Source organism: Dyella sp. (assembly GCF_036568765.1).
In the GTDB taxonomy this organism is placed as follows: Bacteria; Pseudomonadota; Gammaproteobacteria; order Xanthomonadales; family Rhodanobacteraceae; genus GSA-30.
Map to the genome: position 1 here is coordinate 1 of NZ_DATCRY010000054.1, position 26,853 is coordinate 26,853.

Genomic DNA, 26,853 nt, shown 5'->3' on the forward strand with positions numbered 1-26,853 from the left:
CGGCGGCACAGTGGGCAGAAGAGTCGTGCCTTGCGACAGGCAAGCCGGGTTTCTATCCGAATGGGCACAAGATCGACGACGCATACGTCCAGGCGCAGCTGCCATTGGCGGAAGAGCGTCTGCGTGAAGCGGGTCGTCGCCTGGCCGAAGTGCTCAATACGGCGCTTAGCCGTTAAGCCATCACGCCGGCCAGCGTTATCGCGGGCCGGCGTTGTTTCGACGGGACGCAGGTTACAGCGGCGCAGCAGGTGCTGTGGCTGTAGTGCTGGCGCCATCGCCAATATTGCGTCCCAGGAAATCGAGCATCTTCTCGTACGCTTCTCGCTTATGGTCCGGTACGAAGAAACCATGCCCTTCATTGGGCATCACCAATTGCTCGTAATGCGTGCCATTTTTGTCCAGAGCCTTGGTCAGTTCCCGGAAATTCTGGATCGGTACACGCGGGTCTTCGCCACCGTGGATGAGCAGCAAGTTGGCTTTGATCTTCGCTACGCCGCTCAATGGCGAACGCGCCAATAGATCGTTACGATCGGTACCCAGTGCCAGATCGAGGTAGGCATCGCCAGCCGTGGATTTGGATGTGTCGCTATGATCGACCTGCACGCGCAGATCGTAGACGCCTGCATAGCCGATGGCGCATTTATACAGATCGGGCTCGCGTACGACGCCCTCCAGTGCGGCATAGCCGCCATAGCTACCGCCATAAATACAGATGCGCTGAGATGACGTATAACCCTGCTCGATAGCCCAGTGTGTAGCGTCGGTGAGGTCGTCTTGCATGCTCAGGCCCCATTGGCGATAACCCAGCGTCTGAAACCAGCTGCCGTAGCCGCCCGAGCCACGATAATTGACTTGCAACACGGCATAGCCATGCGTTGCCAGCAATTGCACCTCGCCATCGAAGCCCCAGGTGTCGAAGATGCCATGCGGGCCACCATGGGGAAGTACGACTAGTGGATACGGCTTTTTGCCCTCGGGCAGGGTGAGGAATCCGTGCAGCATCAGACCATCGCGGGCCTTCAAGGCGACCGGTTCCATCGGGCGCATTTTTTCCGGGTCGATATGCGAACGTGCGCGAATCAGATGATGCGCTTGCATGGTCTTGAGGTCGAACAGGAAATAATCGCCTGGATCGCGATCGCTGGCGACATGGACGATGGCATGCTCGCCATCGCGGGTAAAGCTGGAGAAGTAGGCTACTTCTCCCGGAAAATTAGCCTGCAGAGCCTTGGTCAGGCGTGCCTCGTTGCTGTTTTCGTCGAGAAAATGTAGCCCCGTCTTGCCGTCCGCTGTGACGATTGCATAGTAGTCCTTGCCGTCGGCTGTGCGCAGCAAATGCAGTGGGCTGGCAAACGAAGGTTGATAGACGGTGGTCCGCGCCAGGCTTCCCATATCCAGCAGTTCGATCGCATCGGGTTTCTTGTCCTGCGAAACCTGCACATAGAGCTTTGTGTTGTCGCGATTGAAGCCGATCGGCTCGATAGCGATGCCGCTTTTGAGCGGATCGTTGACCAGCTTCCAGTCTGCTTTGTTATCCGGGCGCGTCCACATCGAGGTGTGAATACCGTCGCTGGATGCCACGGCGACGCGTACCTGCCCGTCATTGTCATCGAACAGCGTGGCGTTTCGTGCGGGTGCCTGGCCGTCATAGTGAGCGCGGCCGTAATCCGTGTCGATGCGCTGGATTTCTGTGTACGTGCCGTCGGCCGAGCTGGAAAAGTGATTGGTGGCGATCAGGATCTGGCCAGAAGGCAGCGGCTTTGGATCGATGATGCGTGCGAACGCATAGGTTTCCTCGCCATTCTTTTTTCGCATGCCGAACAGCTCTTCCTGATGCGAGCCATCCGGGTTGATAGCGAATATTTCTCCCGTCGACGCGGGCGTGTCCAAGGCATCGTGTTGAACCGCAAGGGAAGCGACGAGCCTGTCGTCGTTTGCCCAGAAGTAGCGAGCTATCAGCGCTTTTTTGCCCGAGTGGATAAGTCGGATGCCGACACCGGTCCGACCGTCGAAAATCGCGAATGCATTCTCGTGCGGCGTGTCCGGTATCGCTATGACGGCCGCGATGTATTTTCCGCCCGGCGAATATTGCACATCGTCGACTTCGGCTGGACCTACCAGATCGGTGATCGATGGCGTCGTGCCGGCCGTCGTGGCTTTCGGAGGGCTGTCTCCGGCGGCCGCAACGTTGAACGCGCATGCGAGCAAAGCCGCATATACCCACGCTTTGTGAGCTGCTTTCATCCCTTCTCCCCTGTGTTGTATCGCTTTGCGGCGGTAGTATCTTTGCGCCGTTGCCTGAGCCCTCCCCGGCGGCTCTTGGCGCATGTTATGCGCGAACGAGCTTTATTACGACAGGCATAGCGATTCGCAAATGGTTGCGTCTGGTGCGTAGCGTGGCGGGCTAAGGCGAGGCGCTGTCGGTAGCCGTGTCGCCGTCTTGCGGACCGCCGATAAAGCGATCGAGGAAATCGAGCAGCTTCCGGTATGCCGCCAGCCGATGGCTTTCCAGATAGAAGCCGTGTCCCTCGTCCGGTTCGGTCAAGGCTTCGTACTTCTTGCCCGCCTTATCCAGCGCACGCGTGAACTCGTTGAAGTTGGCGAACGGCACACGTTCGTCGGCGCCGCCATGGATCAACAACAGAGGGGCCTGCAGGCGGTCCACCCCGTTGAGCGGAGAGCGCTTGAGCAGGTCGTCGCGATCCTTACCCAGCACGCTATTGAGATAGGCAGTGCCAGTATCGCTACGTTGCGTGTCGCTCTTGTCCAGTTGGATGCGCAGGTCGTAAATACCGGCATATCCGATAGCGCAACGGTAGAGTCCCGGTTCGCGTACCGCGCCTTCGATAGCGGCATAGCCTCCGTAACTTTTGCCGTAGATGCAGATGCGCTTGGAATCGGCGTAGCCATTCTCGATAGCCCAGCGTGTGGCGTCGGTCAGGTCGTCCTGCATCGCCATCCCCCATTGCCGATATCCCTTTTGTTCAAAAGCCTGCCCGTACCCGCCCGAACCTCGATAGTTGACTCGAAGTACGGCATAGCCATGTGCGGCCAGCATCTGCGTTTCGCTGTCGTAGCCCCAAGCGTCGGCTATCCCGTGGGGGCCGCCGTGCGGCAGGACCACCAGCGGGTAGGGACGCTGCCCGAGTGGCTCGGTAAGGAAGCCGTGTAGCGTCAGACCGTCGCGGGCCTGCATGGCGATCGGCTGCATAGGGCGCATGCGTTGCGGCTCGATCCAGCGACGGCGGCTGAGCAAGTAACGGGCGTTGCGCGTGTCGAAATCGAACAGGAAGTAATCGCCCGGATTTCGATCGCTGCTGATATTGAGAATGGCGACTTTGCCATCGCGGGTGAAGCTTGTCATAGCCACCAGCTGCCCTGGGAATTTTGCCGCCAGCGCTCTGGTCATGACGGCCTCGGGACAGCCTGGGTCGATGTAGTACAGCCGGGGCAGGCCATCGCGTGTGACAACGGCGTAGTAATCCTTGCCGTCGGCAGTTGGCAGCAACTCTCCCGGATCGGCGAATTGACCTTGGTAAATCAATTTACGTTGGCCATTGGTCGGATCCATCAGTTCGATGGAAGCAGGGCCCTGCGGATGGCTTACGCGTACGTAGACGCGAGTATTGTCACGGTTGAAGCCGATGGGCTGGATATTGATGTGCGATTTTGCAGAATCGTTGAGCAGCCACCATTCCTTATCGCCGCCCTCGGGGCCACGGCCCCACAGGCGCAAGCCCAGGTAGTCGCCCGTGCCCAGTGCGGTGCGAACCTGGCCGTTGTTATCGGCGACGAAATAGGCGTCTGCCACGGGAGCCGTATCCACACGCCGGGTGCGTCCGGTGTCGACGTCCAGGCGTTCGATGGACGGAATGGCGCCTTTGCGACTGGTGGTGTAATCGCGGGCGGCAATCAGTAGCTCATGCCCGTCGAGCAAGGTCGTGTCGACAATCGTCGCCGCCGCATTGCGCTGCTCCCCGCCACGCCGATCGATACGGATGCCGTTACGCGAGCTGCCGCGCCATCCGAACAGATACATGCCGTGCTTGCCATCGATGTCGGTGGCGATAAGTTCGCCTGTCGGAACGGGGGTGTCGAGAAACCCTATGCGCGTACTCAGGCTGGCGACGAGGCGTCGGTCGCTGACCCAGACGTAGTCGTCAATCCGGTCGCGGTGGCCTGACGGGAAGCTATAAACCAGCTTGTTGTTATGAATGTCGATGATGGCCAAGACGTTTTCGTACGGATCGCCAGGCATGGGCGTGATGGCGGATAGGTAATTGCCATCGGGCGAAATCTTGACCTGTGAAAACTCATCCGGACGAACGAAGTCCTCGAGCTGTGGGATACCGGAAGTAGAAGGCGATGCGGGTGTGCCGCTTGCCGCGTATGCGGTAGAAGCCAGGCTGGCTGCCAGCAGCGTCGCGATAATCCTGTTCCATGACATCGAGTAGCGTTCCCATTCGCAGCCCTTGCGGAGTGACTCATGCTAGCGAGGTCGGCTGCGGCTGTGCTTGGCTGCCGAGTCCGTCGTTATGCTGCGGTGCAATGACGGGCGCCGATGGACCCTTATGGTTTCTTCGGACCATGCCACTTGCTGTGGCGCCGATGCGATCGGCATGCGTGGTATGCGCGGCGTTGCCTCGACCACTTTCACCCAAGTCTCGCTGGACAAGGCGTAGTGATGCAGACCAGTTCGTCGCCGTTTCAGTGGTACGCGAGGTCTGCTGCAGAGATCGCCAAAAAGGCCACTTTTTCGCGCCGGATGTAACGCAACGAAAATGCTTCACGGATGTTTGGACGGCCATAAAGTTCTGCTACCTTGCCTGGATGACTACCGAAACTTTCATGCGACGTACCAAGATTGTCGCCACCCTGGGGCCGGCCACCGATGCGCCGGGCATGCTGCAAAAAATCATCACCGAGGGCGTCGATGTCGTTCGATTGAACCTGTCGCATGGCCAGCCGGACGATCATCGTGCGCGTGCCAATGCCGTGCGCGACGCCGCCGCGATGGTTGGCCGCGAGGTCGGTATCCTTGCCGACCTGCAGGGACCCAAGATTCGCGTCGAACGTTTCGCCAACGGGCCGGTACAACTGGTCGAGGGGAACACGTTCGTACTGGATTGCCGCCCGGGCACGCCGCCCGGCGACGAGACGCGCGTGGGCGTGAGCTATTACGACCTGCCCAAAGACGTGGCTCCGGGGGATGTGCTGCTGCTCGACGATGGCCTGGTCGCCATGACCGTCGAGGAAGTGGTCGGCAGCGAGATCCGCTGCCGCGTGCTGATCGGCGGCAAGCTGTCCGATCGAAAGGGCTTGAACCGACAAGGTGGCGGCCTGTCGGTGGATGCGCTGTCCGATAAGGACAAGGCCGACATCAAACTGGCTGCGGAAATCGGTGCCGACTTCCTCGCCGTCTCGTTCGTACGCTCGGCGGCGGACATGGACCAGGCACGGCGGCTGCTGCGCGAAGCCGGCGGCAACGCCGCGCTCGTGGCGAAGATCGAGCGTGCCGATGCCATTCCCGTGTTGGGGGAGATCATCGACGCCTCCGATGTCGTGATGGTGGCGCGTGGCGACCTGGGCGTGGAGATCGGCGATGCCGAACTGCCGGGTCTGCAGAAGAAGATCATCCGCGAAACCGTACAGCGCAACCGGGCGGTGATCACCGCCACGCAGATGTTGCAGTCGATGGTGCGCTCGCCGATTCCGACTCGCGCCGAAGTGCTGGACGTCGCCAATGCCGTGATCGACGGCACCGATGCGGTCATGCTCTCGGAAGAATCGGCGGCCGGTGCGCACCCGGACAAGGCGGTGGCTGCCCTGCGTCGTATCTGCCTGGGTGCCGAGCGGCAGTTCGAGCCCAAGGAGGACCTGGCAACCGCCGGTCATCGCATCGATCGTACCGACCAGGCCATCGCACTGGCTGCGATGGTGCTGGCGAGCGAGGTCGGTTGCCGGGCAATTGTGGCCCTGACCGAGTCGGGGGCGACGGCGCAATGGCTGTCGCGTTACCGCAGCGCCGTACCGATCTATGCGCTGTCGCCATTTGCCGATGCGCGTCGTCGCATGCTGATGCTGCGCGATGTACAGCCAGTCGAATTCACCCATGGCGGGCAGACCATGGCAGCGTCCGCTCGCAAAGCGGTTCAGGAGTTGTTTGCACAGGGCAAACTGGCCGAGGGAGATCGCGTCGTCGTGACTCACGGCGATCATGTCGGCCGGGGCGGCGGAACGAATACCGTCAAGCTGCTTTCGGTCGGTGCCGAGGGCATGGTGGAAAGCCTGCGCGATCTCTGATCTTTATCTGTCCTGAAGCCGCCGGCTCCGGTGTCGGTGGCTTGGACAGCGGCGGCTGCGATGTTTGCCGCTTCGATGTTGGCTGCTTCGATGTTGGATGGGATGGTGCCCGCTGCCGTACACTCACACCACCCCACCCATCGCGCAGGAGGCTGTCCCATGAGTACGACCCGCCGTTCGATCATCGGCAGCCTTTTGCTTGGTGCGCTCTTGGCTGGTGCCTTGCCGGTGCAGGCACAGGATGCTCCCAGAGTCGCTCCGGAAGGGCTGGTCAACCACTGGATCCTGCTCAATACCAAAGTCGACGCCGATATACCCAACTCTGGACATAACCTCGACAAGCCGGTTTGCGCGGCAATCAAGTACACCGTCGGTTCGGACGGAGTGCCGCTGAATGTGGAAGTTGCCAAGGTGGTGCCGCAGAGCGATCTGGGCACCGTCGGCGAGGGCATCGTCAAGCGCTTCCGGTATGGCCCGTCGCTGAGTAACCAGCATGCCATCCCGGTGGATACCTACTACGTGATCTCGTTCAACCTGCCCACCGATCCGGCCCAGGCCAAGCAGATTACGGACGCTTGCAGACTGCCGGGCTACGCCGCCAGTTGAGCCTGGGGCTTCCCGGCGGCCTGAAGGTATGCCGGAGCCCAGGTCCCGGGCGTTCCAAGGTCCGGCCGAGACCGGCCGGGCCGATGGGCTATAATCCTGCGCCTTATAGCCTTGCCGGCCTCCGTGCCGGCATTTTCGTCATGTCGCGCGGTCTGACCGGCCACGCATGTTCTACGGAGTCGTCATGAGCATCGAAGATCTCGAAAGCATTGCCTTGGCCATGGTTGCGCCCGGCAAGGGCATCATCGCCATCGATGAGTCGACCAACACCATCAAGAAGCGCTTCGAGGCCGTCGGCATCGAGAACACCGAGGAGAATCGCCGTGCTTACCGCGAGCTCCTGCTCACCACGCCGGGTCTGAACGAGCACATCTCCGGCGCCATCCTGTACGACGAAACCATCCGCCAGTCCACCAAGGACGGCGTGCCGTTTACCCAGGTCATGAAGAAGAACGGCATCATCCCGGGCATCAAGGTCGACAAGGGGCCGGTGCCGCTGGCTGGCTTCCCGGGCGACGTGGTTACCGAAGGCCTCGACGGCCTGCGTGAGCGCTTGGCCGAGTACGCCAAGCTGGGTGCCCAGTTCGCCAAGTGGCGCGCCGTGATCAATATCAGCGAAGAAAACCCCAGCTCCACCGCCATCGAGGCCAACTGCCACGCTCTGGCACGCTATGCCGCACTGTGCCAGGAGGCCGGTCTGGTACCGATGGTTGAGCCGGAAGTGATCATGGACGGCGAGCACACCATCGAAGTCAGCTACGAAGTGCACGAAGCCGTGCTGCGTAGCCTGTTCAATGCGCTTTACGAGCAGAACGTGTTGCTGGAAGGCACCATCCTGAAGGTCAGCATGGTTATTCCGGGCAAGGACTGCGACGAGCAGGCCGAAGTCGAAGAAGTGGCCGAAGCTACTGTTCGCGTGCTCAAGACCACCGTTCCGGCGACCTTGCCAGGCATCGTGTTCCTCTCCGGTGGCCAGACGGACGAACAGTCCACCGCGCACCTGAATGCGATGAATCGCATGGGCCCGCATCCGTGGCCGTTGTCGTTCTCTTACGGTCGCGCCATGCAGCAGGCTGCATTGAAGCTGTGGTCGAAGGACCTGAAGGCGAACCTGGCGGAAGCGCAGAAGGTGGTGCACGCGCGCGCGAAGGAAAATGGCCTGGCCGCGCTGGGCCAATGGAACGGCTGAAAGCCGTGCGCGTGATCTTCGGCGCCCCGAGTGGCGCCTTGGCCGTCAATGAATCCATAACGATCGAAGTAAGAAGGGCGTCGCCGTCCTTCTTACGGTTGACGGTGCGCCTTTAAAATATGCCTTTGTTCCGGGGAGTGTTTTCGCAATGGAGTCCACACCAGGCCTGTCCATCGTCAGCCAGGCCACGCTCGACGCCGTCGATGAACATCGACAGGTGTTTGTCGACGCGCAACCGTTTCGTCATGTAGTCATCGAGAATTTCTTCGATGAAGATTTCGCCCAGCAATTGTTGGGCGCGTTCCCCTCGTTCGAGCGCGGTAACGCGGTCGGCGACGATGGGCAGCTCGGTGCCAAGTCGACCCTGGATAAAGTGCGCCAGCTGGGTCCGGCTTACGAACGCCTGGACGATGCAATCAAAAGCCCGGAGTTTCTCCAGGCCATCGGCAAGATAACGGGCATCGATGACCTGATTTACGATCCTTGGTATCTCGGTGGCGGCACGCACGAGAACAAGAACCATGCCGCACTGGATTCACACGTCGACTTCAATTATCACCCGAGTGAACGCTGGCATCGGCGGCTCAACCTGATCGTCTACCTCAACCACGAATGGGATGCGTCGTGGGGAGGTTGCCTGGAGTTGTTTCGCGATCCGCACGTCGATGTGCGCCCATCGCGATCGATCGCGCCGCTCTTCAATCGTTGCGTCATCTTTGAAACTACCGAGCATTCATGGCACGGGTTCGATCCTATCCGGCTGCCGGAGCCGCATGCGGACAAGACCCGACGCTCGGTGGCGTTGTACTTTTATACTAAGGACCGCCCCGCGGCGGAGACGGCCCCACGTCACACCACCTATTACGTCAATCGCCAGTTGCCCGAGCAGTTTGCGGAAGGTCACAGCCTGACGCGTGGTGACGTAGCCGAATTGAAGCAGTTGCTGGAGGTGCGCGATGCGCACATTCGCATGCTCTACAGGGAAAATACGTCCCTGCGTAAAGCCCAGGACACCGGTCTTACCGGCAATCTCCTTTACTTGGCGAAACGCGCGTACATACGCTTTCGTCGATAAAAAAAGGGCGCCCTGTAGGCGCCCTTTTTGTTTTTCTTATTGCCTCGCAAGAGGCTGGCGACAACATGGGCCGGAGCGAAGCCTGCCCACGTACGGACCTCAGAACCGGTATTCGGCGCTGACGGAGACCATGTCGGTGCTCAGATCCACATTGTGCTTCTTCGCATCGAAGTAGTCGTAGTTGATACCGACGCTCATGTTGTTGGTGAAGTCGTAACCCACACCGGCACCGGCATACCAGCTGGTGTCGTTGAGGTTGCGACGGGTCGGCAGATCGTCGTTGCTCAGGCCGTGACCGCGCCAGCCATAGATGCCGCCACGCGCGCTCAGGTACCAGTTAGGCGTCAGATTGAAATGGCCATTCACGCCAGCCGTCCAGCCGTGCAGCTGCGACTTGGTGCTGTCGACCACCGGGCGGCTGTTGAAGATGTTCTTTGCGTGGATATTGCCCAGATCGTTGTAACCGGCCTCGACGCCCCAGGCGACCGACGGATTCACCGCCCAGCGGTAACCGCCGTTGATGGCGTAACCGGTGTCGCTATCGTTGTACGGACCCTTATCGATCGAGGTCCGACCGACATTGCCGTTGATGAACCAGCCGCCGTTGTCGGACTTGGCACTCTGAGCGAAAGCGGGAACAGCAGCCAGCCCGGCAGTGGCGATGGCAAGGGCGAGTAGCATCTTTTTCATGGAGATTCTCCTGTTATCTAAGGTGGCGGAGCGGCTGGCACGAGAGAGGGGAAAGCCAGCCGCCCCGCGCGCTTGCACTTGGGGACGTGGTAGCGCTGTTCCGTTAGATAAGTCCGCTTGGATGAGATTCAATACTTCTGAGTTCAGTATTAAGAATCCATTAAGAAAGACGCGGACAAGCGTGACTTGCCCGCGCAAAGGCGCTTAGAAGCGGTATTCGCCATTGAGCGAGACGATACCGGTCGAGCGCTTGAGATCGGACGTGATTGCGCCCGTATTGGTGTCGCGGATCTTGCCTGCGTTGGCATGGAAGTAGTCGTATGCGACGCCTACACCCCAATGCTGATCGATATCCCAACCCGTACCCAGGCCGGCGTACCAGCTACCGCGACCGGCCTTGCCGCCGGTGGTCAGGCCCTGCGCCACCTCATCGGAAGTGAACACGTGGTTGTAGTTGTTGGCGTGGAAGTAACCGCCGCGCGCGCTGAGATACCAGCCTTGGACCAGGTTCATGCGGCCGTTCACGCCGACCAGCCAGCCGCGCAGGGCATTCGTGGTACTCGACTGATTGACGGGCTGCGAGTTGAAGATGTTCTTGACCCGGAAATTGCCCAGGTCGGTATAGCCTGCTTCGACGCCGAGACCGAAGTCCTGACCCACCTTCCAGCGGTAGCCGCCGGTCAGGCCGTAGCCGGTACGGCGATCGCGCTCGCCCTTGTTGAAGTTATACGTACCGAGGTTCTGGCCGAAACCGCCGTTGCCGCCGCCGGTGCGGCCGACATTGGCGTCGATGAACCAATTGCCCGAACCGACCGGTTGGCCGGGCTGAAAGTTATCTTGTGCATTGCCGGTGTACGTGGAAGCCGGCGTGGTGTCTTGCGCAAAGGCGGGAAGGGCAGCAAGGCTGGCGGCCACGATGGCTGCCGCAAAAAGCTTCTTGTTCATGGGGCACTCCTACTTTTTATTTAGTCCGGCCTGACGCCTATAAACAGGGGAGGGCGTGCAGACCGCAGCAGCTGCAGGGGTTTGCAGTGCTCTTCTATTAGAGGAGCCCCGACCTGAAGGGTTTCAAAGTCCGTAAAATAAAATTAAGGCCGTGTTAATTTGCCGGACCAGGATCACGGCGGACAGCGACAGCTTCACGCGCGATCGGCGACAATAGCGTTTTTTCGCGCCTGCCCCTGGAGAACCTCAAGATGCCCTCACGTCGCGAACTCGCCAATGCCATCCGTGCCCTGGCCATGGATGCTGTGGAGGCGGCCAACTCCGGTCATCCCGGCATGCCGATGGGCATGGCCGATATCGCCGAAGTCCTATGGAAGGATTTCCTGCACTACAACCCCGGCAATCCCCATTGGGCCAATCGTGATCGTTTCGTGCTCTCCAACGGCCATGGTTCGATGTTGCAGTACGCGCTGCTACACCTGACCGGCTTCGATCTGCCGATCGAACAGCTCAAACAATTCCGTCAGCTGCATTCCAAGACGGCCGGCCATCCGGAGGCCAGCGAAACGCCAGGAGTGGAAACCACGACCGGTCCGCTGGGCCAGGGCTTTGCTAATGCCGTGGGTTTTGCGCTGGCCGAGAAGGTGTTGGCCAACCACTTCAATCGTCCCGGCCACACCATCGTCGATCACCGCACCTACGTCTTCATGGGCGACGGTTGCATGATGGAAGGTGTCTCGCACGAAGCGGCGTCGCTGGCGGGTACTTGGGAGCTGGGCAAGCTCGTTGCGATCTATGACGACAACAATATTTCCATCGATGGCGAAGTACCGGGCTGGTTTACCGACAATACGCCCGAGCGCTTTGAGGCCTACGGTTGGCACGTGATTCGCGATGTCGATGGCCAGGACGCTGAAGCCGTCAAGCAGGCGCTCGCCAAAGCCACGGCACAACACGCCAAGCCGACCCTGATTTGCTGCAAGACCACGATAGGTTTCGGTGCACCGCACAAGCAAGGCAAGGAAGAAAGCCACGGCGCTGCCTTGGGCAAGGACGAAGTCGCTGCCGCACGCGAATACCTCGGCTGGAAGTATCCGCCGTTCGAGATTCCCGCTGATATCTATGCCGCGTGGGATCACAAGCAGGAAGGTCAGGCAGCGGAGCAAGCATGGAATGCCACGTTCGAGAAGTATGCTGCTGCGCATCCGCAGCTGGCAGAAGAATTCAAGCGCCGCATGGCAGGCGACCTGCCTAAGGACTGGGCAGAGAAGTCGCAGGCGTATATCGCCAAGATGCAGGCCGAGGGCCCGGATGTTGCCTCGCGCAAAGCCTCGCAGATGGCGCTGGATGCATTCGGTCCGTTGCTCCCCGAACTGATCGGCGGTTCGGCGGATCTCGCCGGCTCCAACTTGACCAAATGGAAGGGCAGCCTGGAAGCGGCGGTCGGTAATTCCAGCGATGGCAAGGGCAACTACATCCACTATGGCGTTCGCGAGTTCGGCATGACCGCGATCGCCAACGGCCTGGCATTGCATGGCGGCTTCATTCCGTACGACGCCACCTTCCTGGTGTTCTCCGACTACGCGCGCAACGGCGTGCGTATGAGCGCGCTGATTCCGGCACATAACATCCACGTCTACACCCACGATTCGATCGGCCTGGGCGAAGATGGTCCGACCCATCAGCCGATCGAGCACCTGGCCTCGCTGCGCCTGATTCCGAACAACCAGTTGTGGCGCCCTTGCGATGCCGTCGAATCGGCAGTGGCCTGGAAGGCGGCGATCGAGCGCAAGGGCAACCCTGCGTGCCTGGTTTTCTCCCGTCAGACCTTGAAACACCAACAGCGTACCGAACAGCAGGTGGCCGATATCGCGCGCGGCGCCTACGTGCTTTCCGATCCCCAGGACACCAAGTTCAAGGCGATCCTCATTGCTACGGGTTCGGAAGTGCAGTTGGCCGTGGATGCGGCACAGACATTAGCGCAGCAGGGTGTGCCGGTGCGTGTCGTTTCGATGCCGTGCACGGAAGTGTTCGATGCGCAGCCGCTGGAATATCGCGAAAGCGTGCTGCCGGGCTGGTGCCGTGCACGCGTGGCGGTAGAGGCGGCCAGCGTCGACTACTGGTTCAAGTATGTCGGTCTCGACGGTGCGGTCGTTGGCATGACGACTTTCGGTGCTTCGGCGCCGGCGGGCAAGCTGTTCGAGTACTTCGGCTTTACCGTGCCGAAGGTCGTCGATGCGGTGAAGCGCGTTATCGGCTAAGCAGATCGAGATGGGGCGGTCCCAGGGCCGCCCCGCTCTCAGGCGGTCTGGTCTTGCGTAAGCAATTCCACTAACTGCCGTGTATCGGCCACGATATCCGTAGCGCCGGCATGTTCGAGTTCGGCGCGATCGCCGAAGCCCCAAAGCACGCCGATACCGCGCACGTTGTTAGCGACAGCGCCTTCGATATCGAACTTACGATCGCCGATCATGACCGCCTGCGATGGCTCAATGCCGAAATCGTGCAGGGCCGCCGCAATCATCGCCGCTTTTTCGCTGAGTGCGCTGCGCGCATCGGGCGTGTACATACGAGTAAACAGGTCGCCGAAGGGCAGGGCGGCAACCACCGGTTCGGCGTTGCTTGCCACCTTGCTGGTGACGATCGCTAGCGTATGTCCTTCGGCGTGAAGTTGGCGAATCAGTGCCTCGATGCCCGGATAGATCGCGTACTCGCGATGGCCGTGGCTCTGGAAGCGATCGTGGTAGTGCTCCACTGCCGCTTCCACCCGTGCCTGGTCATGCCCGAGCAGGGGCGCGAAGTTGTGCCGCAAGGGCGGGCCGATCCAGCCTCGCAACTGGGCATGATCCGGTACGGGCACGCCCATCTGGATCAGGGCGTGCCGGACGCAGGCAACAATGCCTTCTTCCGAATCGATGAGCGTACCGTCGAGATCGAATAGGCAAAGCATCGGTCGTTACTTCGCGGCGCGTGCCTTGAGCGCGGCGACCGCGGGGAGCTCCTTGCCTTCGAGAAATTCCAGGAAGGCGCCGCCACCCGTCGAGATATACGATACGTCTTGTTCGATACCGTACTTGTCGACCGCGGCCAGCGTATCGCCGCCGCCGGCGATCGAGAACGCTTTGGAGGCGGCGATTGCGCGTGCCAGCGTTTCGGTGCCGTGGCCGAAGGCATCGAATTCGAACACGCCGACTGGGCCGTTCCAAACCACGGTGCCCGCTTTGGCAATCAACTCGGCATATTGCTTGGCCGTCTCCGGGCCGATATCCAGAATCATCTCGCCATCCTTGACCTGATCGACCGGCTTGACCGAGGCCGGTGCATGCGCGGAAAACTCCGGAGCCACCACGACATCCACCGGCAGCGGCACATCGGCGTTGCGAGCCTTGGCTGCCTTGGTGACTTTCTTGGCGGCGTCGATCAGATCGGCTTCGTACAGCGAATTGCCCACGCCGTAACCATTCGCAGCGATAAAGGTGTTGGCGATGCCGCCGCCGACGATCAACTGGTCGACCTTGCCGATCAGGTTTTCGAGCAGTTGAAGCTTGGTGGAGACTTTGGAGCCAGCCACGATCGCCAGCAGCGGACGGGCCGGATTCTCCAGTGCCTTGCCCAGGGCATCGAGTTCGGCCGACAGCAAAGGGCCGGCGCACGCGATCGGGGCGAACTTGATGACGCCGTGCGTGGAAGCCTGAGCACGATGCGCTGTGCCGAACGCGTCCATGACGAAGATGTCGCATAGCGCCGCATAACGCTTGGAAAGCGCTTCGTCATCTTTGCCTTCGCCGACATTCATGCGGCAGTTTTCCAGAATCGCTACTTCGCCGTCTGCGACCTCGACGCCGTCGAGGTAGTCGCGCACCAGGCGTACGGGGCTTCCCAGCTTGTCGCCAAGCCATTTGGCCACCGGCGCCAGGGAGGATTCCTCATCGAACACGCCTTCTTTCGGGCGACCCAGGTGGGACATCACCATGACCTTGGCGCCAGCGTCACGGGCAGCCTTGATGGTGGGGAGCGAGGCATCCAGCCGCTGGGTGGACGTGATGCGGCCGTTTTCGATCGGCACGTTCAGGTCTTCGCGGATCAACACGCGCTTGCCGCGCAGATCCAGGTCGCTCATACGGGTGATAGACACGATGCTTTCCCTTTTTGGAAGGTTCGGACGGCCGGCGAGCGGCGCGAAATGTCTATTGTTGTGCCGCCTCGGCCCCGATGCAAACCGCGCGGGGGTATTCTGGGGCCTTCCTGAAACGAGTCCGCCGCATGTCCCGATTCACCCTCTACGGCTACTGGCGCTCCAGCGCCGCGTATCGTGTGCGTATCGCGCTCAATCTCAAGGGGCTTGAGTACGCCAGTCGTCCCGTCCACTTGGTCAACAACGGTGGCGAGCAGCATCGTCCCGACTATCACGCGCTCAATCCACAGGAATTGGTACCCGTTCTGCTCGATGGCGAGCAGGCGCTTACGCAGTCGCTGGCGATTGTCGAATACCTGGAAGAGACGCATCCGGCACCGTCGTTGCTACCCACCGATCCCGCGGGTCGCGCGCGCGTGCGCGCGCTCGCCCAGATCGTCGCCTGCGACATTCACCCGATCGGTAACTTGCGCGTGCTGCAATATCTGGAGGCGCATTATGGCGACAGCGCCGACAAACGCGGCTGGTCGCAGCATTGGATCGCTACCGGGCTGGCAGCGTTCGAAGCGATGGTGGCCCATCATCCCCAGACAGGCCGGTTTTGCCACGGCGATACGCCGGGGCTGGCCGATCTCTCGCTGATCCCGCAGCTCTATAACGCCGAGCGTTGGAACTTGCCGTTAGACGACTACCCGACGTTGTTGCGTATCCGCGAGGCATGCAACGCGCTCGATGCCTTCAAGCTAGCCGCGCCGGAGGCTCAGTCGGACGCGCCTGTCGCCGCATAAGCGAAGGGACGAGAAGGGCCGGGCGATGCCCGGCCTCTCGTCCCAGTGGGCAATCAGAAGCCCAGGCCGTAGGGGTCGTTGCCAGCGAGTTCCGGGCTATTCACGCCGCCGCCTTCGGACAGTCGAATCTTCAGTGCCAGGCCATCGCGGGAATCGGCCTTGTTGAGCGCTTCGTCCAATTCGATACGGCCTTCCTTGTAGAGCCGGTACAACGACTGGTCGAAGGTCTGCATGCCTTCCTGCAGGCTGCGATCCATGGCCTCCTTGACCTCATGGATCTGTCCGCGGCGGATCATGTCGCGGATCAATGGAGTGTTTAGCAATACCTCGGTTGCCGGGATGCGGCGCCCGTCTTTGCCGATCACCAGGCGCTGGCTGATCACCGCACGCAAGTTCAGCGCGAGGTTCATCAGCACGTTCTTGTGCGCCGACTCGGGAAAGAAGTTGAGGATGCGCTCCAGGGTCTGGTCCGCGTTGTTCGAGTGCAGGGTGGCCAGGCAGAGGTGGCCGGTTTCGGAGAAGGCGATGGCCGCCTCCATGGTATCGGTGTCGCGAATCTCACCGATCATGATCACATCCGGCGCCTCACGCATCGCGTTCTTCAACGCTTCGTGATAGCTGTGCGTGTCCAGGCCGACTTCGCGCTGATTGACGATCGAGCGCTTATGGCGATGCAGGTACTCGATCGGATCCTCGATGGTCAGGATATGGCCGGAGGAGTTCTGGTTGCGATGGTCGATCATCGCCGCCAGCGTGGTGGACTTGCCCGAGCCTGTCGCGCCGACCACCAGGATCAGCCCGCGGGGCTCCATGATCAGTTCGCGGAAGATGCCCGGCAACTGCAGCTGATCGATGCTGGGGATCTCGCTCTTGATCGCGCGGATCACCATGCCCACTTCGCCGCGTTGCTTGAACACGTTGATGCGGAAGCGTCCGGCTTCCTTGACCGCCAGTGCCATGTTCAGCTCCAGGTCGCGCTCGAACTGCGGCACCTGGCCCTCGTCCATCAGCGAGTAGGCGATTTTCTTGACCATGCCGCTGGGCAGGCCGGTATTGCCCAGCGGGTAGAGCTTGCCTTCCACCTTGATGTTCACAGGGGCGCCGGTCGTCAGGAACATATCCGACGCGCCCTTGTCCACCATAAGTTTCAGGAAGTAACCGATATCCACATGTATCCCCTATGAGGCCCGTTGTGTGGCTCCGGTCTATCCATCGGCCGGGCCGTGCGTTTTATTTAGGGCAATCCTACGTGTCCCGCGTGGCACTTTGGTCCCCTCCCCGGGATGACGCTCGGAACAGCCAGGCGCGTACATGTACACTGCCAAGCTCCGCGCGCCGTCCTTCACTGAAGAACAACGCCCACCAGGTTTGCAAGCGCTCCCCTTTTGCGCGCGTTGCAAACCTGGATTATGCCTGCCCACAATACGCTGCAACACTCCGAGAGGAATGAGTGATGGTGCACATCTTTTCCCCGTTGAACCGGCGCTCCCGGCGCTTGCGGACAACGGTTTCGACCCTGGTCCTGGCCGTGGGTCTGGCCTCATTGGGCGGTTGCGCCAGCGTGCCGCCGCCGGATGGGGCAATGAATATGGCGCAATCCCAGTTGCGTGCCGCCCGCGACGCGGGTGCCGCCGACTACGCGCCGGTGGACCTGGGCTTCGCTCAGAACAAGTTCCAGCAGGCCCAGGCCGCTATGGCCAGCCGCAAGTACGACGTGGCCGGCCAGCTGGCGGACGAAGCCCGGGCCGATGCCGAACTGGCTCGCGCCAAGGCACGCCTTGCGGCCGCAAGGTCGCAGATTCAGCAAAAAACCGACGATAACGAGCGTCTGCGCCAGCAGATCGAACAAGCGCACGCGCATGACAACGACCCGCAGCCGCCGATCGCCGCTCCGGCGCCGGCGAACAGCAGCGGCCTGCCGCCGGCTCAGCCGATGGAAGACCTGCCAGCCCCGCCGGCCTCGCAGCTTGCGCCACAGGACCAGGGGCAGGGGACGCAAACCTTGCCCGACCAGACGCTGCCCGATCCGAACCACCAGGGAGGCCAGCCATGAAGCGCCGACTCGCCACCACCTTAAGCATTCTCGCCTTGGCATTCGCCGCGGGAAGCGTGCATGCCGCCAAGGACGACCTGGATGTCAGCCGCCTCAGCAACAGCCTGAACCAGCTGGCCAACGATCCCAACCTGGGCAACTACGCCCAGGCCGAGCAGGCGCGTGCCCGCGATGCCGTCAGCCGCCTTTCGCAGGTTAAATCCAAAGAGCGCCCACACGCGCTGTACATCGCCGAACGGCAGGTCGACCTGGCACGAGCGGCGGCCCAGTTCCAAGTGGCGCAGATTCGCCTGAACGAACTGGACCGCGAGCACGACCAGATCCAGCTCGAAGGCAGCCGCCTGGACGCCGAACAGGCTCGCCGCGAACTGGAGCGCCAGCGCCTGCAATATCAGCTTGCCCAGGAAGAGGCCGCCCGCCTGCAGCAGCAGGGCGAGGAATCGGCCGCTGCCGCCGAGCAGGCTCGCGCCGAAGCCGACCAGGCACGCAAGCTGGCCGCCGCCCAGAGCCGGGTAGCCAACGCTGCCAAGCGGGAGGCCGATCTGGCCGCCAAGGCTGCACGCGCCTTGCGCGCACAGCAGAGCGGCGACGACGCCAGCAAGAAAGGCGACTAATCGCAGCTGACTAACTCCCTCCCCTGTTTACAAAGGGGGAGGGCGGGGGGAGGGGTAGGTACTTGCCTCACCGTCAGGCTCCTTAAGCCTGCAGCCTGTAGCGTCTCGCAACCGTCCACGCTCCCTACCGGGACCTCCCAGAAGGGAGGGGCACGAGTGCGCTGATCGAGTTGCCTCGGATGCGCTGGCAAAGCCTGTTTCGGCAGGCTTTTGCAGCTAAGTCCCCGTGTTCAAAAGCGTTGTTTTGCACCCTTGCATGACCGCCGGTCCGAGAGTAGCGTCAAGCTCCCGTGGGGCATCTACGCGCCACGGGCCCACTGACCTGAATCATGCGCCTGACCCTTACCTTGTCATCGTCGTCTTCCGCAGTGAGCGGATGGGCGGTGTTGGGTCGTGCGTGTGTCCATCACCGTGCAGGCGCACCAGTCCCGCGCCTGCGGCTCTTAGCGAGGAGGTCGGACTATGTTCGAAAACCAGCGGCGTGACGATGTCGAAGCCTTGATGAAAGCCGATGCGGAGTTCCGCCGGCTCTATCTGCACCACAAGGAACTCGACAGCAAAGTGCACGATGCCGAAATCGGCGTGCTTCCCATCGATGACATTACGCTCCGCTGTATGAAGCGGGAAAAGCTGCAAGCCAAAGAGCGACTGCAGAAAATGTGGGATACCAAGCAACTGGCGCACTGACGCGGCGGTTTCTCATTACCGCACCGGCCCCGGAGCGCGCAAGCGTCGCCGGGGCCGTTACGTTAGGAAGCAGCAAACTCCTACGGGTTATCATGGACGCCCGCCGAAGGCGATTTTCGCCCAGACGGCTTGAGCCGCACCCAGGAGTTTTCAGATGGTCCACCAGAGTGTCCTCGAACTGATCGGACGTACCCCGATGGTACGCGCGCAGCGCCTGGACACGGGGCCGTGTGAGCTGTTTCTCAAGCTGGAGAACGCCAATCCGGGCGGCTCGGTCAAGGACCGCATCGGCTTGTCGATGATCGAGGGCGCCGAGCGTGCGGGCAAGATCAAGCCCGGTGCGACCCTGGTCGAAGGGACCGCCGGCAATACCGGTCTGGGCTTGGCGCTGGTCGCGCAGCAGAAGGGTTACCGGTTGATTCTGGTGGTGCCCGACAAAATGAGCCGCGAGAAGATCTTCAATCTCAAGGCAATGGGCGCCGAAGTGGTGCTGACCCGTTCGGACGTGGCCAAGGGCCATCCGGAGTACTACCAGGATATGGCCGAGCGCATTGCGCGCGAAACGCCAGGCGCCTATTTCATCAATCAGTTCGGCAACCCGGACAACCCGGCCGCTCACATTGCCACGACCGGGCCGGAAATCCTCGAACAGTTGGATGGCAGGGTCGACGCGATCGTCGTCGGCTGTGGCTCTTCAGGTACGTTGAGCGGCCTTTCGAAGTTCTTTGCCGAGGCCTCGCCGAATACCGAATTCGTGCTGGCCGACCCAGTCGGCTCGATCCTTGCCCAGTACATCAACGAAGGTGTGCTTTCGACTAAATCGGGGAGCTGGATGGTCGAGGGTATCGGCGAGGATTTCCTGCCGACGATCAGCGACTTTACGCGCGTAAAGAAGGCCTATGCGATCCCCGACAAGGAGAGCTTCCTGGCTGCACGCGAACTGCTGGCCAAGGAGGGGGTGCTCGGCGGCTCGTCCACAGGCACCCTGCTTGCCGCCGCGCTGCGTTACTGCCGCGAGCAGACCGCTCCCAAGCGTATCGTGACCCTGGTATGCGATACGGGCAACAAGTATCTGTCGAAGATGTACAACGACTACTGGATGCTCGATAACGGCTTTATCGAACGCGAGCAGCATGGCGACCTGCGCGATCTGCTGCTGCGGCCGTTCGCCCAGCGCGACACCGTAGTGGTGGGCCCGGGCGAGCTGTTGATGACCGCCTATACCCGCATGAAGCTCTACGACGTCTCGCAGTTGCCGGTCATGGACGGCAGCCGCCTCGTTGGCATTCTGGACGAATCGGATGTGCTGATGCATGTGCATGCCGACGAGTCGCGCTTCCGCGACTCGGTATCCACTGCCATGATCAGCAATCTGCAGATGCTCGACGTGCGCTCCCCGATCGAATCCCTGCTGCCGGTATTCGAGCGCGGCCACGTGGCGATCGTGGTCGACGAAGCGCAGTTTCTGGGCCTGATCACCCGGATCGACCTTTTGAACTATCTCCGACGCAAGGTGCACTAAGCGCCACGAGCCGCGCTAGTCTGGCTACGGCGAAAGTCTATTGAAATGGGTCGCAGCCAGAGTAGCGGCCCTTAGTGCAAGGATTACTGCCCATGTGTGGAATCGTCGCGGCCGCCGCCCAACGTGATGTCGCCCCATTGCTGATCGCCGGCCTGAAGGCGCTGGAATACCGTGGTTATGACTCGGCCGGTCTGGCGGTACTGGAAGACGGCGATATCCGTCGCGTCCGCGCCAAGGGCAAAGTCAAGGAGATGGAGGCGCTATACCTGGCCGACCCATTCCCGGGCGGCACGGGCATTGCGCATACCCGTTGGGCGACCCATGGCGTACCTAACGAAGCCAACGCGCATCCGCATGTCGCCGGGCGGGTTGCTTTGGTACACAACGGCATCATCGAAAACCACGCCGAGCTCCGCGAGGAGCTGCGCAAGGAAGGGCACGAATTCACTTCCGAGACCGATACCGAAGTGATGGCCGCGCTCGTGGAAAAGCGGCTCAAGCAGGGACTGGGATTGCGCGAAGCGGTCACTGCCACCGTGCGCGAACTCGAAGGCGCTTATGCGATTGCCGTAGTCAGTCGCGACGAGCCTGGCCGCGTTGTCGGCGCACGGCGCGGCGCGCCGTTGCTGGTGGGTGTGGGCATCGGCGAAAACTTCCTCGGCTCCGATGCGCAGGCGCTCATCCAGGTCACCAACAAGATCGTTTATCTCGACGAGGACGATGTCGTCGACATCACCCGTGACAGCATGCAGATATTCGGCCTCGACGGTGACAAGGTCGAACGCGATCTGCATGAGAGCGAGCTTTCCGCCGACGCGGTCGAGCGTGGCGAATACCGCCACTACATGCAGAAAGAAATCTTCGAGCAGCCACGGGCGGTTGCCGAAACGCTCGAAGCCCGGTTAGGCCCACACGGCGTCCTGCCGAGTATCTTCGGCGTGGGCGGCGATGAGCTGCTGTCGCGCATCAAGGCGATACACATCATTGCTTGCGGCACCAGTTATCACGCCGGCATGGTGGCCAAATACTGGCTGGAGGACTATGCGCGTCTACCGGTCAATGTCGAGGTCGCCAGCGAATACCGTTATCGCGAAGCAGTCGTCGCCGATGACACGCTGTTCGTGGCTATTTCACAGTCTGGAGAAACCGCCGATACGCTGGCGGCCATGCGCGAATCGCGCCGCCGTGGTTACCTCGGTACGCTGGCCATCTGCAATGTGCCGGAGTCGTCGGTAGTGCGCGAGGCGGATCTGAAGCTGATGACGCGCGCCGGCCCGGAAATCGGTGTGGCCTCGACCAAGGCTTTCACGACGCAGCTTGCGGCGCTTGCTCTGCTTACTTTGCAGCTGGCGCATCAGCGTGGACTGGATGGCGCGCGCTATGCCGAGCTATGCGCGCAGTTGCAGCGTCTGCCACGTGCTATCGAAGACGCGTTGAAACTGGAGCCGGAAATCGTTGCCCTGGCAGAACACCTGATCCATCGCCAGCATGCGCTCTTCCTCGGTCGTGGTGCGCATTATCCAGTAGCACTGGAAGGCTCGCTCAAGCTCAAGGAAATTTCCTATATCCACGCCGAGGCCTATCCGGCAGGTGAGCTCAAGCATGGCCCGCTAGCTCTGGTGGACGAAGACATGCCGGTCATCGCGGTGGCACCAAGCGGACCGTTGTTGGATAAGCTCAAGTCCAATCTGCAGGAAGTGAAGGCGCGTGGTGGCGAGTTGCTCGTATTTGCCGACAGCCGCGCCGGTATGGACGATGAGCGACCGGCACGCGGCACCACCATTCGACTAGACAGTGGCGGAGAGTTTATTGCGCCGGCGGTATTCACGGTGCCTTTGCAACTGCTTGCTTATCACGTTGCCGTATTGCGCGGCACCGACGTCGATCAGCCGCGTAACCTGGCGAAATCGGTGACTGTTGAGTAAGCGATAGATTCCGAGCCTTCACAACCTTGTAAGAGGCGTTCGACTATTACACGTCAACGGGAAGGTGTTGTGAGGCTCGTTGTCACGGGGCCTCTAATTCACCTTTGACCGATGTCAGCGGTTGCCGGGCGCGTTCGCAGTACCGATAACGGCCAGCAATGGGCCGTCTCCCATGCTGTCGGCGGCAACAGCTCGCGCAGTTGCGGAACCGTGTATTGCCACCGCTTCCAATTCTATGTTCCGACGCCGCTGATTTGATGCAATTGCATTGCCATCCTGAAGGATGGGCCTGTGAGAGGTGTGCATCTAGAATTGATTGAGTTCGACCAAGAGTAATCGAAACAGCTTTGGCGTCAGGGGGATCGGCTGAGGCAGCCTCGCAAACGTCGACGAAAATCAGCGCGGTTATCGTCTCATTGCCAATCATGAATCATCCTTGCGTGTAATTCCCACCATGGCTTGGCTAAGTAGCGTCAACGCCATGTAAGCTCAGATTGCTTAGAGCGAATATCGACAAGCGACGTCTCAATACAGACTCTTGCAGGTGCGTAGCGGCTCTTTGCAATTGTATTCTCCATTCATTTTCCTGGCTTTGATGTAAGCGGACAACCCGATTGGGCGCAGGGCGAAAGGTAGGCTACATTGCAGTGGCGTTGAGCGAGTAGTCGTTGGACTTGGTTCTGGTTCAATCCGTAGGAGTGGTGGCGCGCGATGGCGAGCCGCTGATGCGAGCGATACTCGCTTAGATAGCACCTGATCACGGCTCGCCAAAATATAGATACCTACGCCGTCAACCGACTTAAACGTTTGGTATTCCGCATAGTGCCTGGGTGATGTTCGACGTAGTACGTTAGGAAAAGGGCTCTTGCGGCTACTCTAGTTGCAGGCGGGTTACTTTTAGCCCCAACTTGCGTGGATCTGACTTCATTCCTACATCGGTTGGGCTGATGGCGTCGGGTAAGGCGAGGTCGATACGCAAAATTTGATTCGATGAATCATCTATCGATGGAATATTCAGGGATAGAACGCCGGCCTCGTTGACGTGTACATGCGCCACAGGAGTGTCGTTGATTCGCACATCTAACGTTTGAGCATGGTTATGAGGGGTGAACGGTATAAAGAATAAATTCGCTTGGCGAGGACGCGCACCAAGTGCATATATGCACGAAAAACTCGCTGTCTGGCCATCCGTCCAGCGACCGTCCGACTCTGCTTGACTGAAGCCTTTAAGACTATTCGTCGGGATGTATCCCGCGCTAGAGAAGTCGATAGATGCTTGGCAGTTATTGGAGAATTTTCTCATCACACAACTACCATCTGCAACAGCGTAGCCATCGGTGATGGGTCTGCGTATGCAGTTCGAGTTGGACCAAATGCTAGAAGTCGCTGTAGATGTAAAAATTGCTCCAACGCGATCTGGCTTCGGGAATTCGTTATTAGCTAACGTCGCGTAGGCATTTTGATCGCGTGGCGATTCGAAAATGCCAACGGTGACAAGGTAGTTGGCAACGTCACCGATGCGCCCAACCGAAAGCCCTCTAGCGTAGGCGGGTTTGGTGTCCTCCACTGCGCCTATTTGTTTGGCGGTGGAGGCGGCAGCCTCCATGGTCAGGAACGAACTAGTGTCTACTAAAACAGTGCTTCCCGCAAAAGTGAAGTACCAGAAAGCAATGAGCAATGCGGCAGGTTGTACCCAGCCAGCGATCACAGTTGTGCCGCCGATGTGTTTCGCAGATCGCTGAGTGATCCATACGTTGGCCAACAAGATGGCAAGATTCACCATAAAAAATGTGGCTAAGCCAAAGCCATACTTGCGACATGCGTATTCGGAGCCGTACCCCAGCTTGAGCGCGACAACTTGGAGAAGAAACACTGCTACGATAGCTAGACCAGCGCTTCCAAAGTGTCGGCCAACGACAGCGCTCGCTTCGTGATAGCCACGTATCGTTGGGATAGATGTTATCGCTAAATAGAGTGACACCAATGCGGTGGCAACGGCTAGTATGCAAAGACGGGGCAGTGTATCCAGCAGCGTAAGAGCAAGTCCGCCGTTATTTTCGCTAATGCCTCGCATAGCGGCAAAAGCAGGGTGCTCGTAAAGCGCGATGGCTGCCAGTAGCGAAACAAATGCCGTTGCGATCACTCGGCCAGCCATGCTTCGACGCTCAGAAAGTGCGTGGATCACCAGTAACAGGAGGCCGTAGGCGACACCTTCAATGGCTGGAAGTAGATGAACGCCTGCACTGGCAATGCAAATTATAATCGTGGCGATAGGCACCCATCCGCTGAACCCTCGGCGAACCTCCAGATGGGTTGCGAATACCAAGGTTAACATGAAGCAGGCTTGGCCCGCCAGCTGCGAATAGAAGTAATTGCCTACCAACTCATGCCCGAATATCTCCAATCCGAATGCATAATGATTGAGTGCCAATACAAGCATCAAGGATAAGGTAAGGGGCCAAGACAGGCTTTTTGCCACTTGGCGCGGTAGCAAGGCAAGCGATGCCCAGATCGCCACCAATGCGGCCGAGGCGGTCACCTGCATGGCAAGAAATGGCGACCCGCTAAATCTAGCTAAAACCGCAGCAACGATGTGGCTATATCTGGGGTAAATCGCCATTTCTCCCAGGATTCCCGCTGCCCCAGGCTGTACGGTCCAGTGTCGAAACAGCCAATGGATCAGAGCATAGTGATGAGCCATGTCAACGCTGCCGCTGTATCCGTGCTTGACGAGCTTCACAAAAAGGACCGCACACGTTACAGCTAATGCGACTGCGGTGATCGAGACCTTGCTGCTGAATATAAGCCGGATGAATGCGCTGTCATGATTGCCCATGTAGATCTAGATCTCCGCCCGCAGGTCGTCGTTCATCAGTCGCTTTGCTACGCGGGCACCTTCCCGAATAGCGTAGTTAGTGCCGCGATCTTCGGGATAGATCTGTGCCATGGTCGAGATCAGGGCGTTTGTGTAGGGCGTTTCTTCTCCTGGTACGTACGAGGAGTAATTTCGCTCGGTGACTGGCTGTGCGTATTCGGCGCGCCAGATGCGATAGTCCGTGACCCATTCGCGCGTGAATTTCGGGAACATACGCTCAAGATGCGGTAGCGCATATTCGAGGTACTCGGCGTCGGACATATTCCAAGTTGAGTCTGACACAGCCAAGTAGCGGGACAAGAAAACAATATGACGGCCAGCATAGTGCGAACTGTCATCCAGATTAGTGTGTTCGATGACGCCCACGAAAGGAAAGCCGGGATCGTTGACGTTGAGCCAGTAGGTTTCAGAAAGGCTGTGAGTCAACTCCATAACCAAGCAGACATTGCCGAGATAGTTGACTCGCCGCAGTGAATCGAGCCACGCTTCTGGTGCATTCTTGAGAATTTTCGCGATCAGTTCGAAAGACGGCGTAAATAGAAAATTGCGAGCCTCTACTTCACCCTGCGCGGTCTGCAATGCATGAATGGTGCTTCCGTCGACGCGTGCGCCTTTCACCGGTGTACGGTAGCGAATCTCGCCGCCCAGTTCGATAATGCGATCGGCTAAGGCTTCGGCTAGGCGGCCGAAGCCTCCCCGGAAGTAGGCTAATTGTTCGCTACCTTTCGTATCGCGCGTACTTCCGCGCAAGACCAATTTTTTCCAAAACCACACTGCGTTAATGTCTTCGGCAAATATCGAAAACTTCGAGCGAATTAAGGGTTCCCAGACGACCTTAAAGACGTTTTTGCCACACAGAGGCTCGAGCCATTCGCGAATCGTCAGGTGCTCGATCGATTTCCAATCCTTCACTTTACGTACTTGGAACACCAGCCAGCCCAAGCGTAGGCGGTCAATGAACGGCAATGGGCTAAAGCGAAGCACATCCAATGGTGTTGAAAGCTTCCATAAGCGCTTGTTGTAATACATGCCTGTGCGTGAGGGTAGCGTAAGGATGAGATCGCTCAAGCCTAGCTCTTCGACCAGCTTGGGCACGTAGGCATCATTGTTGAACCAGTGATGATAGAACTTCTCTATGTGCACACCGTCATTGAACTCGAATGTGCCGGCTAAGCCACCCGGTGAGGCGTCGGATTCGAGGACAACGACTTTCTTGCCAGCCTGCGCCAGTCGAAGAGCGGCCACTAACCCAGTGAAACCGGCGCCGATGATTGCAGTGTCGTAGGCGGGGGCTTGATGATTCAAACTCTGTCTCCGGAAGTCATAGCTGACGCCTTACGGCGCGCTGCCTTGAATAAATTGCGATTGAAAATCATGACTATGCCTCCCGCGATGGTTGTCGGTAGCCAGACGCCCAGGTGACATAGGACCGCCATGGTCATTGCT

The 26,853-nt window shown here is 59.9% G+C and carries 20 protein-coding genes; 11 read left to right on the forward strand and 9 right to left on the reverse strand.

The window, feature by feature from the left end; genetic code table 11:
• Positions 1 to 231: 231 nt before the first annotated feature.
• Positions 232 to 2,244 (reverse strand): S9 family peptidase, encoded by a 2,013-nt coding sequence (locus tag VIM98_RS04390; RefSeq protein WP_331991878.1) that lies wholly within the window; start codon positions 2,242 to 2,244, stop codon positions 232 to 234.
• Positions 2,245 to 2,404: 160 nt separating this feature from the next.
• Entirely contained in the window at positions 2,405 to 4,447 is a 2,043-nt protein-coding gene (locus VIM98_RS04395; protein ID WP_331991879.1) for a S9 family peptidase, read from the reverse strand.
• A gap of 383 nt (positions 4,448 to 4,830) precedes the next feature.
• On the opposite strand from VIM98_RS04395, the gene pyk reads away from it, so the two are divergent.
• From pyk to VIM98_RS04415, 4 genes are all read left to right on the forward strand, one after another.
• Positions 4,831 to 6,303 carry a pyruvate kinase gene (pyk, locus tag VIM98_RS04400; protein ID WP_331991880.1) on the forward strand — a complete coding sequence of 491 codons (1,473 nt, stop codon included), beginning with the start codon at positions 4,831 to 4,833 and terminating at the stop codon, positions 6,301 to 6,303.
• 159 nt (positions 6,304 to 6,462) lie between these two features.
• The gene (locus VIM98_RS04405) at positions 6,463 to 6,909 is read left to right on the forward strand and encodes an energy transducer TonB (RefSeq protein ID WP_331991881.1); all 447 of its coding nucleotides are present in this window, start codon (positions 6,463 to 6,465) and stop codon (positions 6,907 to 6,909) included.
• 184 nt (positions 6,910 to 7,093) lie between these two features.
• Entirely contained in the window at positions 7,094 to 8,098 is a 1,005-nt protein-coding gene (locus VIM98_RS04410; protein WP_331991882.1) for a class I fructose-bisphosphate aldolase, read from the forward strand.
• Between the two features lie 148 nt (positions 8,099 to 8,246).
• Complete coding sequence (locus VIM98_RS04415) at positions 8,247 to 9,173, forward strand: 2OG-Fe(II) oxygenase (RefSeq protein ID WP_331991883.1); 927 nt, start codon at positions 8,247 to 8,249, stop codon at positions 9,171 to 9,173.
• A gap of 99 nt (positions 9,174 to 9,272) precedes the next feature.
• On the opposite strand, the gene VIM98_RS04420 is transcribed toward VIM98_RS04415, so the two are convergent.
• Entirely contained in the window at positions 9,273 to 9,863 is a 591-nt protein-coding gene (locus VIM98_RS04420) for a porin family protein (RefSeq protein ID WP_331991884.1), read from the reverse strand.
• Between the two features lie 204 nt (positions 9,864 to 10,067).
• The gene (locus VIM98_RS04425) at positions 10,068 to 10,808 is read right to left on the reverse strand and encodes a porin family protein (protein ID WP_331991885.1); all 741 of its coding nucleotides are present in this window, start codon (positions 10,806 to 10,808) and stop codon (positions 10,068 to 10,070) included.
• Positions 10,809 to 11,044: 236 nt separating this feature from the next.
• On the opposite strand from VIM98_RS04425, the gene tkt reads away from it, so the two are divergent.
• On the forward strand, positions 11,045 to 13,069 hold the full coding sequence (gene tkt, locus VIM98_RS04430) for a transketolase (RefSeq protein WP_331991897.1): 2,025 nt from the start codon (positions 11,045 to 11,047) through the stop codon (positions 13,067 to 13,069).
• A 38-nt stretch (positions 13,070 to 13,107) separates the two neighbouring features.
• Here tkt and VIM98_RS04435 read toward each other — a convergent pair whose 3' ends face one another.
• Positions 13,108 to 13,758 (reverse strand): HAD hydrolase-like protein, encoded by a 651-nt coding sequence (locus VIM98_RS04435; RefSeq protein ID WP_331991886.1) that lies wholly within the window; start codon positions 13,756 to 13,758, stop codon positions 13,108 to 13,110.
• A gap of 6 nt (positions 13,759 to 13,764) precedes the next feature.
• Entirely contained in the window at positions 13,765 to 14,943 is a 1,179-nt protein-coding gene (locus tag VIM98_RS04440; RefSeq protein ID WP_331991887.1) for a phosphoglycerate kinase, read from the reverse strand.
• Between the two features lie 128 nt (positions 14,944 to 15,071).
• Here VIM98_RS04440 and maiA point away from each other — a divergent pair, with 128 nt between their 5' ends.
• On the forward strand, positions 15,072 to 15,731 hold the full coding sequence (gene maiA, locus VIM98_RS04445) for a maleylacetoacetate isomerase (protein ID WP_331991888.1): 660 nt from the start codon (positions 15,072 to 15,074) through the stop codon (positions 15,729 to 15,731).
• Positions 15,732 to 15,784: 53 nt separating this feature from the next.
• On the opposite strand, the gene VIM98_RS04450 is transcribed toward maiA, so the two are convergent.
• A complete protein-coding gene (locus VIM98_RS04450; RefSeq protein WP_331991889.1) occupies positions 15,785 to 16,900 on the reverse strand; it encodes a PilT/PilU family type 4a pilus ATPase in 1,116 nt (371 codons plus the stop codon).
• Between the two features lie 284 nt (positions 16,901 to 17,184).
• Between VIM98_RS04450 and VIM98_RS04455 the strand changes: the two genes are divergently transcribed.
• The 5 genes from VIM98_RS04455 (at position 17,185) to glmS (ending at position 22,532) form a co-directional block, all read left to right on the forward strand.
• On the forward strand, positions 17,185 to 17,784 hold the full coding sequence (locus VIM98_RS04455; RefSeq protein WP_331991890.1) for a DUF4398 domain-containing protein: 600 nt from the start codon (positions 17,185 to 17,187) through the stop codon (positions 17,782 to 17,784).
• On the forward strand, positions 17,781 to 18,398 hold the full coding sequence (locus VIM98_RS04460) for a hypothetical protein (protein WP_331991891.1): 618 nt from the start codon (positions 17,781 to 17,783) through the stop codon (positions 18,396 to 18,398). Before VIM98_RS04455 ends, VIM98_RS04460 begins: the two co-directional genes overlap by 4 nt.
• A gap of 462 nt (positions 18,399 to 18,860) precedes the next feature.
• Entirely contained in the window at positions 18,861 to 19,085 is a 225-nt protein-coding gene (locus tag VIM98_RS04465) for a YdcH family protein (RefSeq protein ID WP_331991892.1), read from the forward strand.
• Positions 19,086 to 19,239: 154 nt separating this feature from the next.
• Positions 19,240 to 20,607: a pyridoxal-phosphate dependent enzyme gene (locus tag VIM98_RS04470; RefSeq protein WP_331991893.1), complete on the forward strand. Its 1,368-nt coding sequence runs from the start codon at positions 19,240 to 19,242 to the stop codon at positions 20,605 to 20,607.
• Between the two features lie 92 nt (positions 20,608 to 20,699).
• Positions 20,700 to 22,532, forward strand: a complete 1,833-nt coding sequence (gene glmS / locus VIM98_RS04475) for a glutamine--fructose-6-phosphate transaminase (isomerizing) (RefSeq protein ID WP_331991894.1) — start codon at positions 20,700 to 20,702, stop codon at positions 22,530 to 22,532.
• Positions 22,533 to 23,403: 871 nt separating this feature from the next.
• Here the strand turns inward: glmS and VIM98_RS04480 are convergent.
• Positions 23,404 to 25,368, reverse strand: a complete 1,965-nt coding sequence (locus VIM98_RS04480; RefSeq protein WP_331991895.1) for a hypothetical protein — start codon at positions 25,366 to 25,368, stop codon at positions 23,404 to 23,406.
• 6 nt (positions 25,369 to 25,374) lie between these two features.
• Positions 25,375 to 26,712, reverse strand: a complete 1,338-nt coding sequence (locus tag VIM98_RS04485) for an NAD(P)/FAD-dependent oxidoreductase (protein WP_331991896.1) — start codon at positions 26,710 to 26,712, stop codon at positions 25,375 to 25,377.
• Positions 26,713 to 26,853 lie beyond the last annotated feature (141 nt).

Coding starts and splice junctions, on each gene's coding strand:
- VIM98_RS04390 (WP_331991878.1), bottom strand. CDS start 2,244: ATGAAAGCAGCTCACAAAGCGTGGGTATATGCGGCTTTGCTCGCATGC.
- VIM98_RS04395 (WP_331991879.1), bottom strand. CDS start 4,447: ATGTCATGGAACAGGATTATCGCGACGCTGCTGGCAGCCAGCCTGGCT.
- pyk (WP_331991880.1), top strand. CDS start 4,831: ATGACTACCGAAACTTTCATGCGACGTACCAAGATTGTCGCCACCCTG.
- VIM98_RS04405 (WP_331991881.1), top strand. CDS start 6,463: ATGAGTACGACCCGCCGTTCGATCATCGGCAGCCTTTTGCTTGGTGCG.
- VIM98_RS04410 (WP_331991882.1), top strand. CDS start 7,094: ATGAGCATCGAAGATCTCGAAAGCATTGCCTTGGCCATGGTTGCGCCC.
- VIM98_RS04415 (WP_331991883.1), top strand. CDS start 8,247: ATGGAGTCCACACCAGGCCTGTCCATCGTCAGCCAGGCCACGCTCGAC.
- VIM98_RS04420 (WP_331991884.1), bottom strand. CDS start 9,863: ATGAAAAAGATGCTACTCGCCCTTGCCATCGCCACTGCCGGGCTGGCT.
- VIM98_RS04425 (WP_331991885.1), bottom strand. CDS start 10,808: ATGAACAAGAAGCTTTTTGCGGCAGCCATCGTGGCCGCCAGCCTTGCT.
- VIM98_RS04435 (WP_331991886.1), bottom strand. CDS start 13,758: ATGCTTTGCCTATTCGATCTCGACGGTACGCTCATCGATTCGGAAGAA.
- maiA (WP_331991888.1), top strand. CDS start 15,072: ATGTCCCGATTCACCCTCTACGGCTACTGGCGCTCCAGCGCCGCGTAT.
- VIM98_RS04455 (WP_331991890.1), top strand. CDS start 17,185: ATGGTGCACATCTTTTCCCCGTTGAACCGGCGCTCCCGGCGCTTGCGG.
- VIM98_RS04460 (WP_331991891.1), top strand. CDS start 17,781: ATGAAGCGCCGACTCGCCACCACCTTAAGCATTCTCGCCTTGGCATTC.
- VIM98_RS04465 (WP_331991892.1), top strand. CDS start 18,861: ATGTTCGAAAACCAGCGGCGTGACGATGTCGAAGCCTTGATGAAAGCC.
- VIM98_RS04470 (WP_331991893.1), top strand. CDS start 19,240: ATGGTCCACCAGAGTGTCCTCGAACTGATCGGACGTACCCCGATGGTA.
- glmS (WP_331991894.1), top strand. CDS start 20,700: ATGTGTGGAATCGTCGCGGCCGCCGCCCAACGTGATGTCGCCCCATTG.
- VIM98_RS04480 (WP_331991895.1), bottom strand. CDS start 25,368: ATGGGCAATCATGACAGCGCATTCATCCGGCTTATATTCAGCAGCAAG.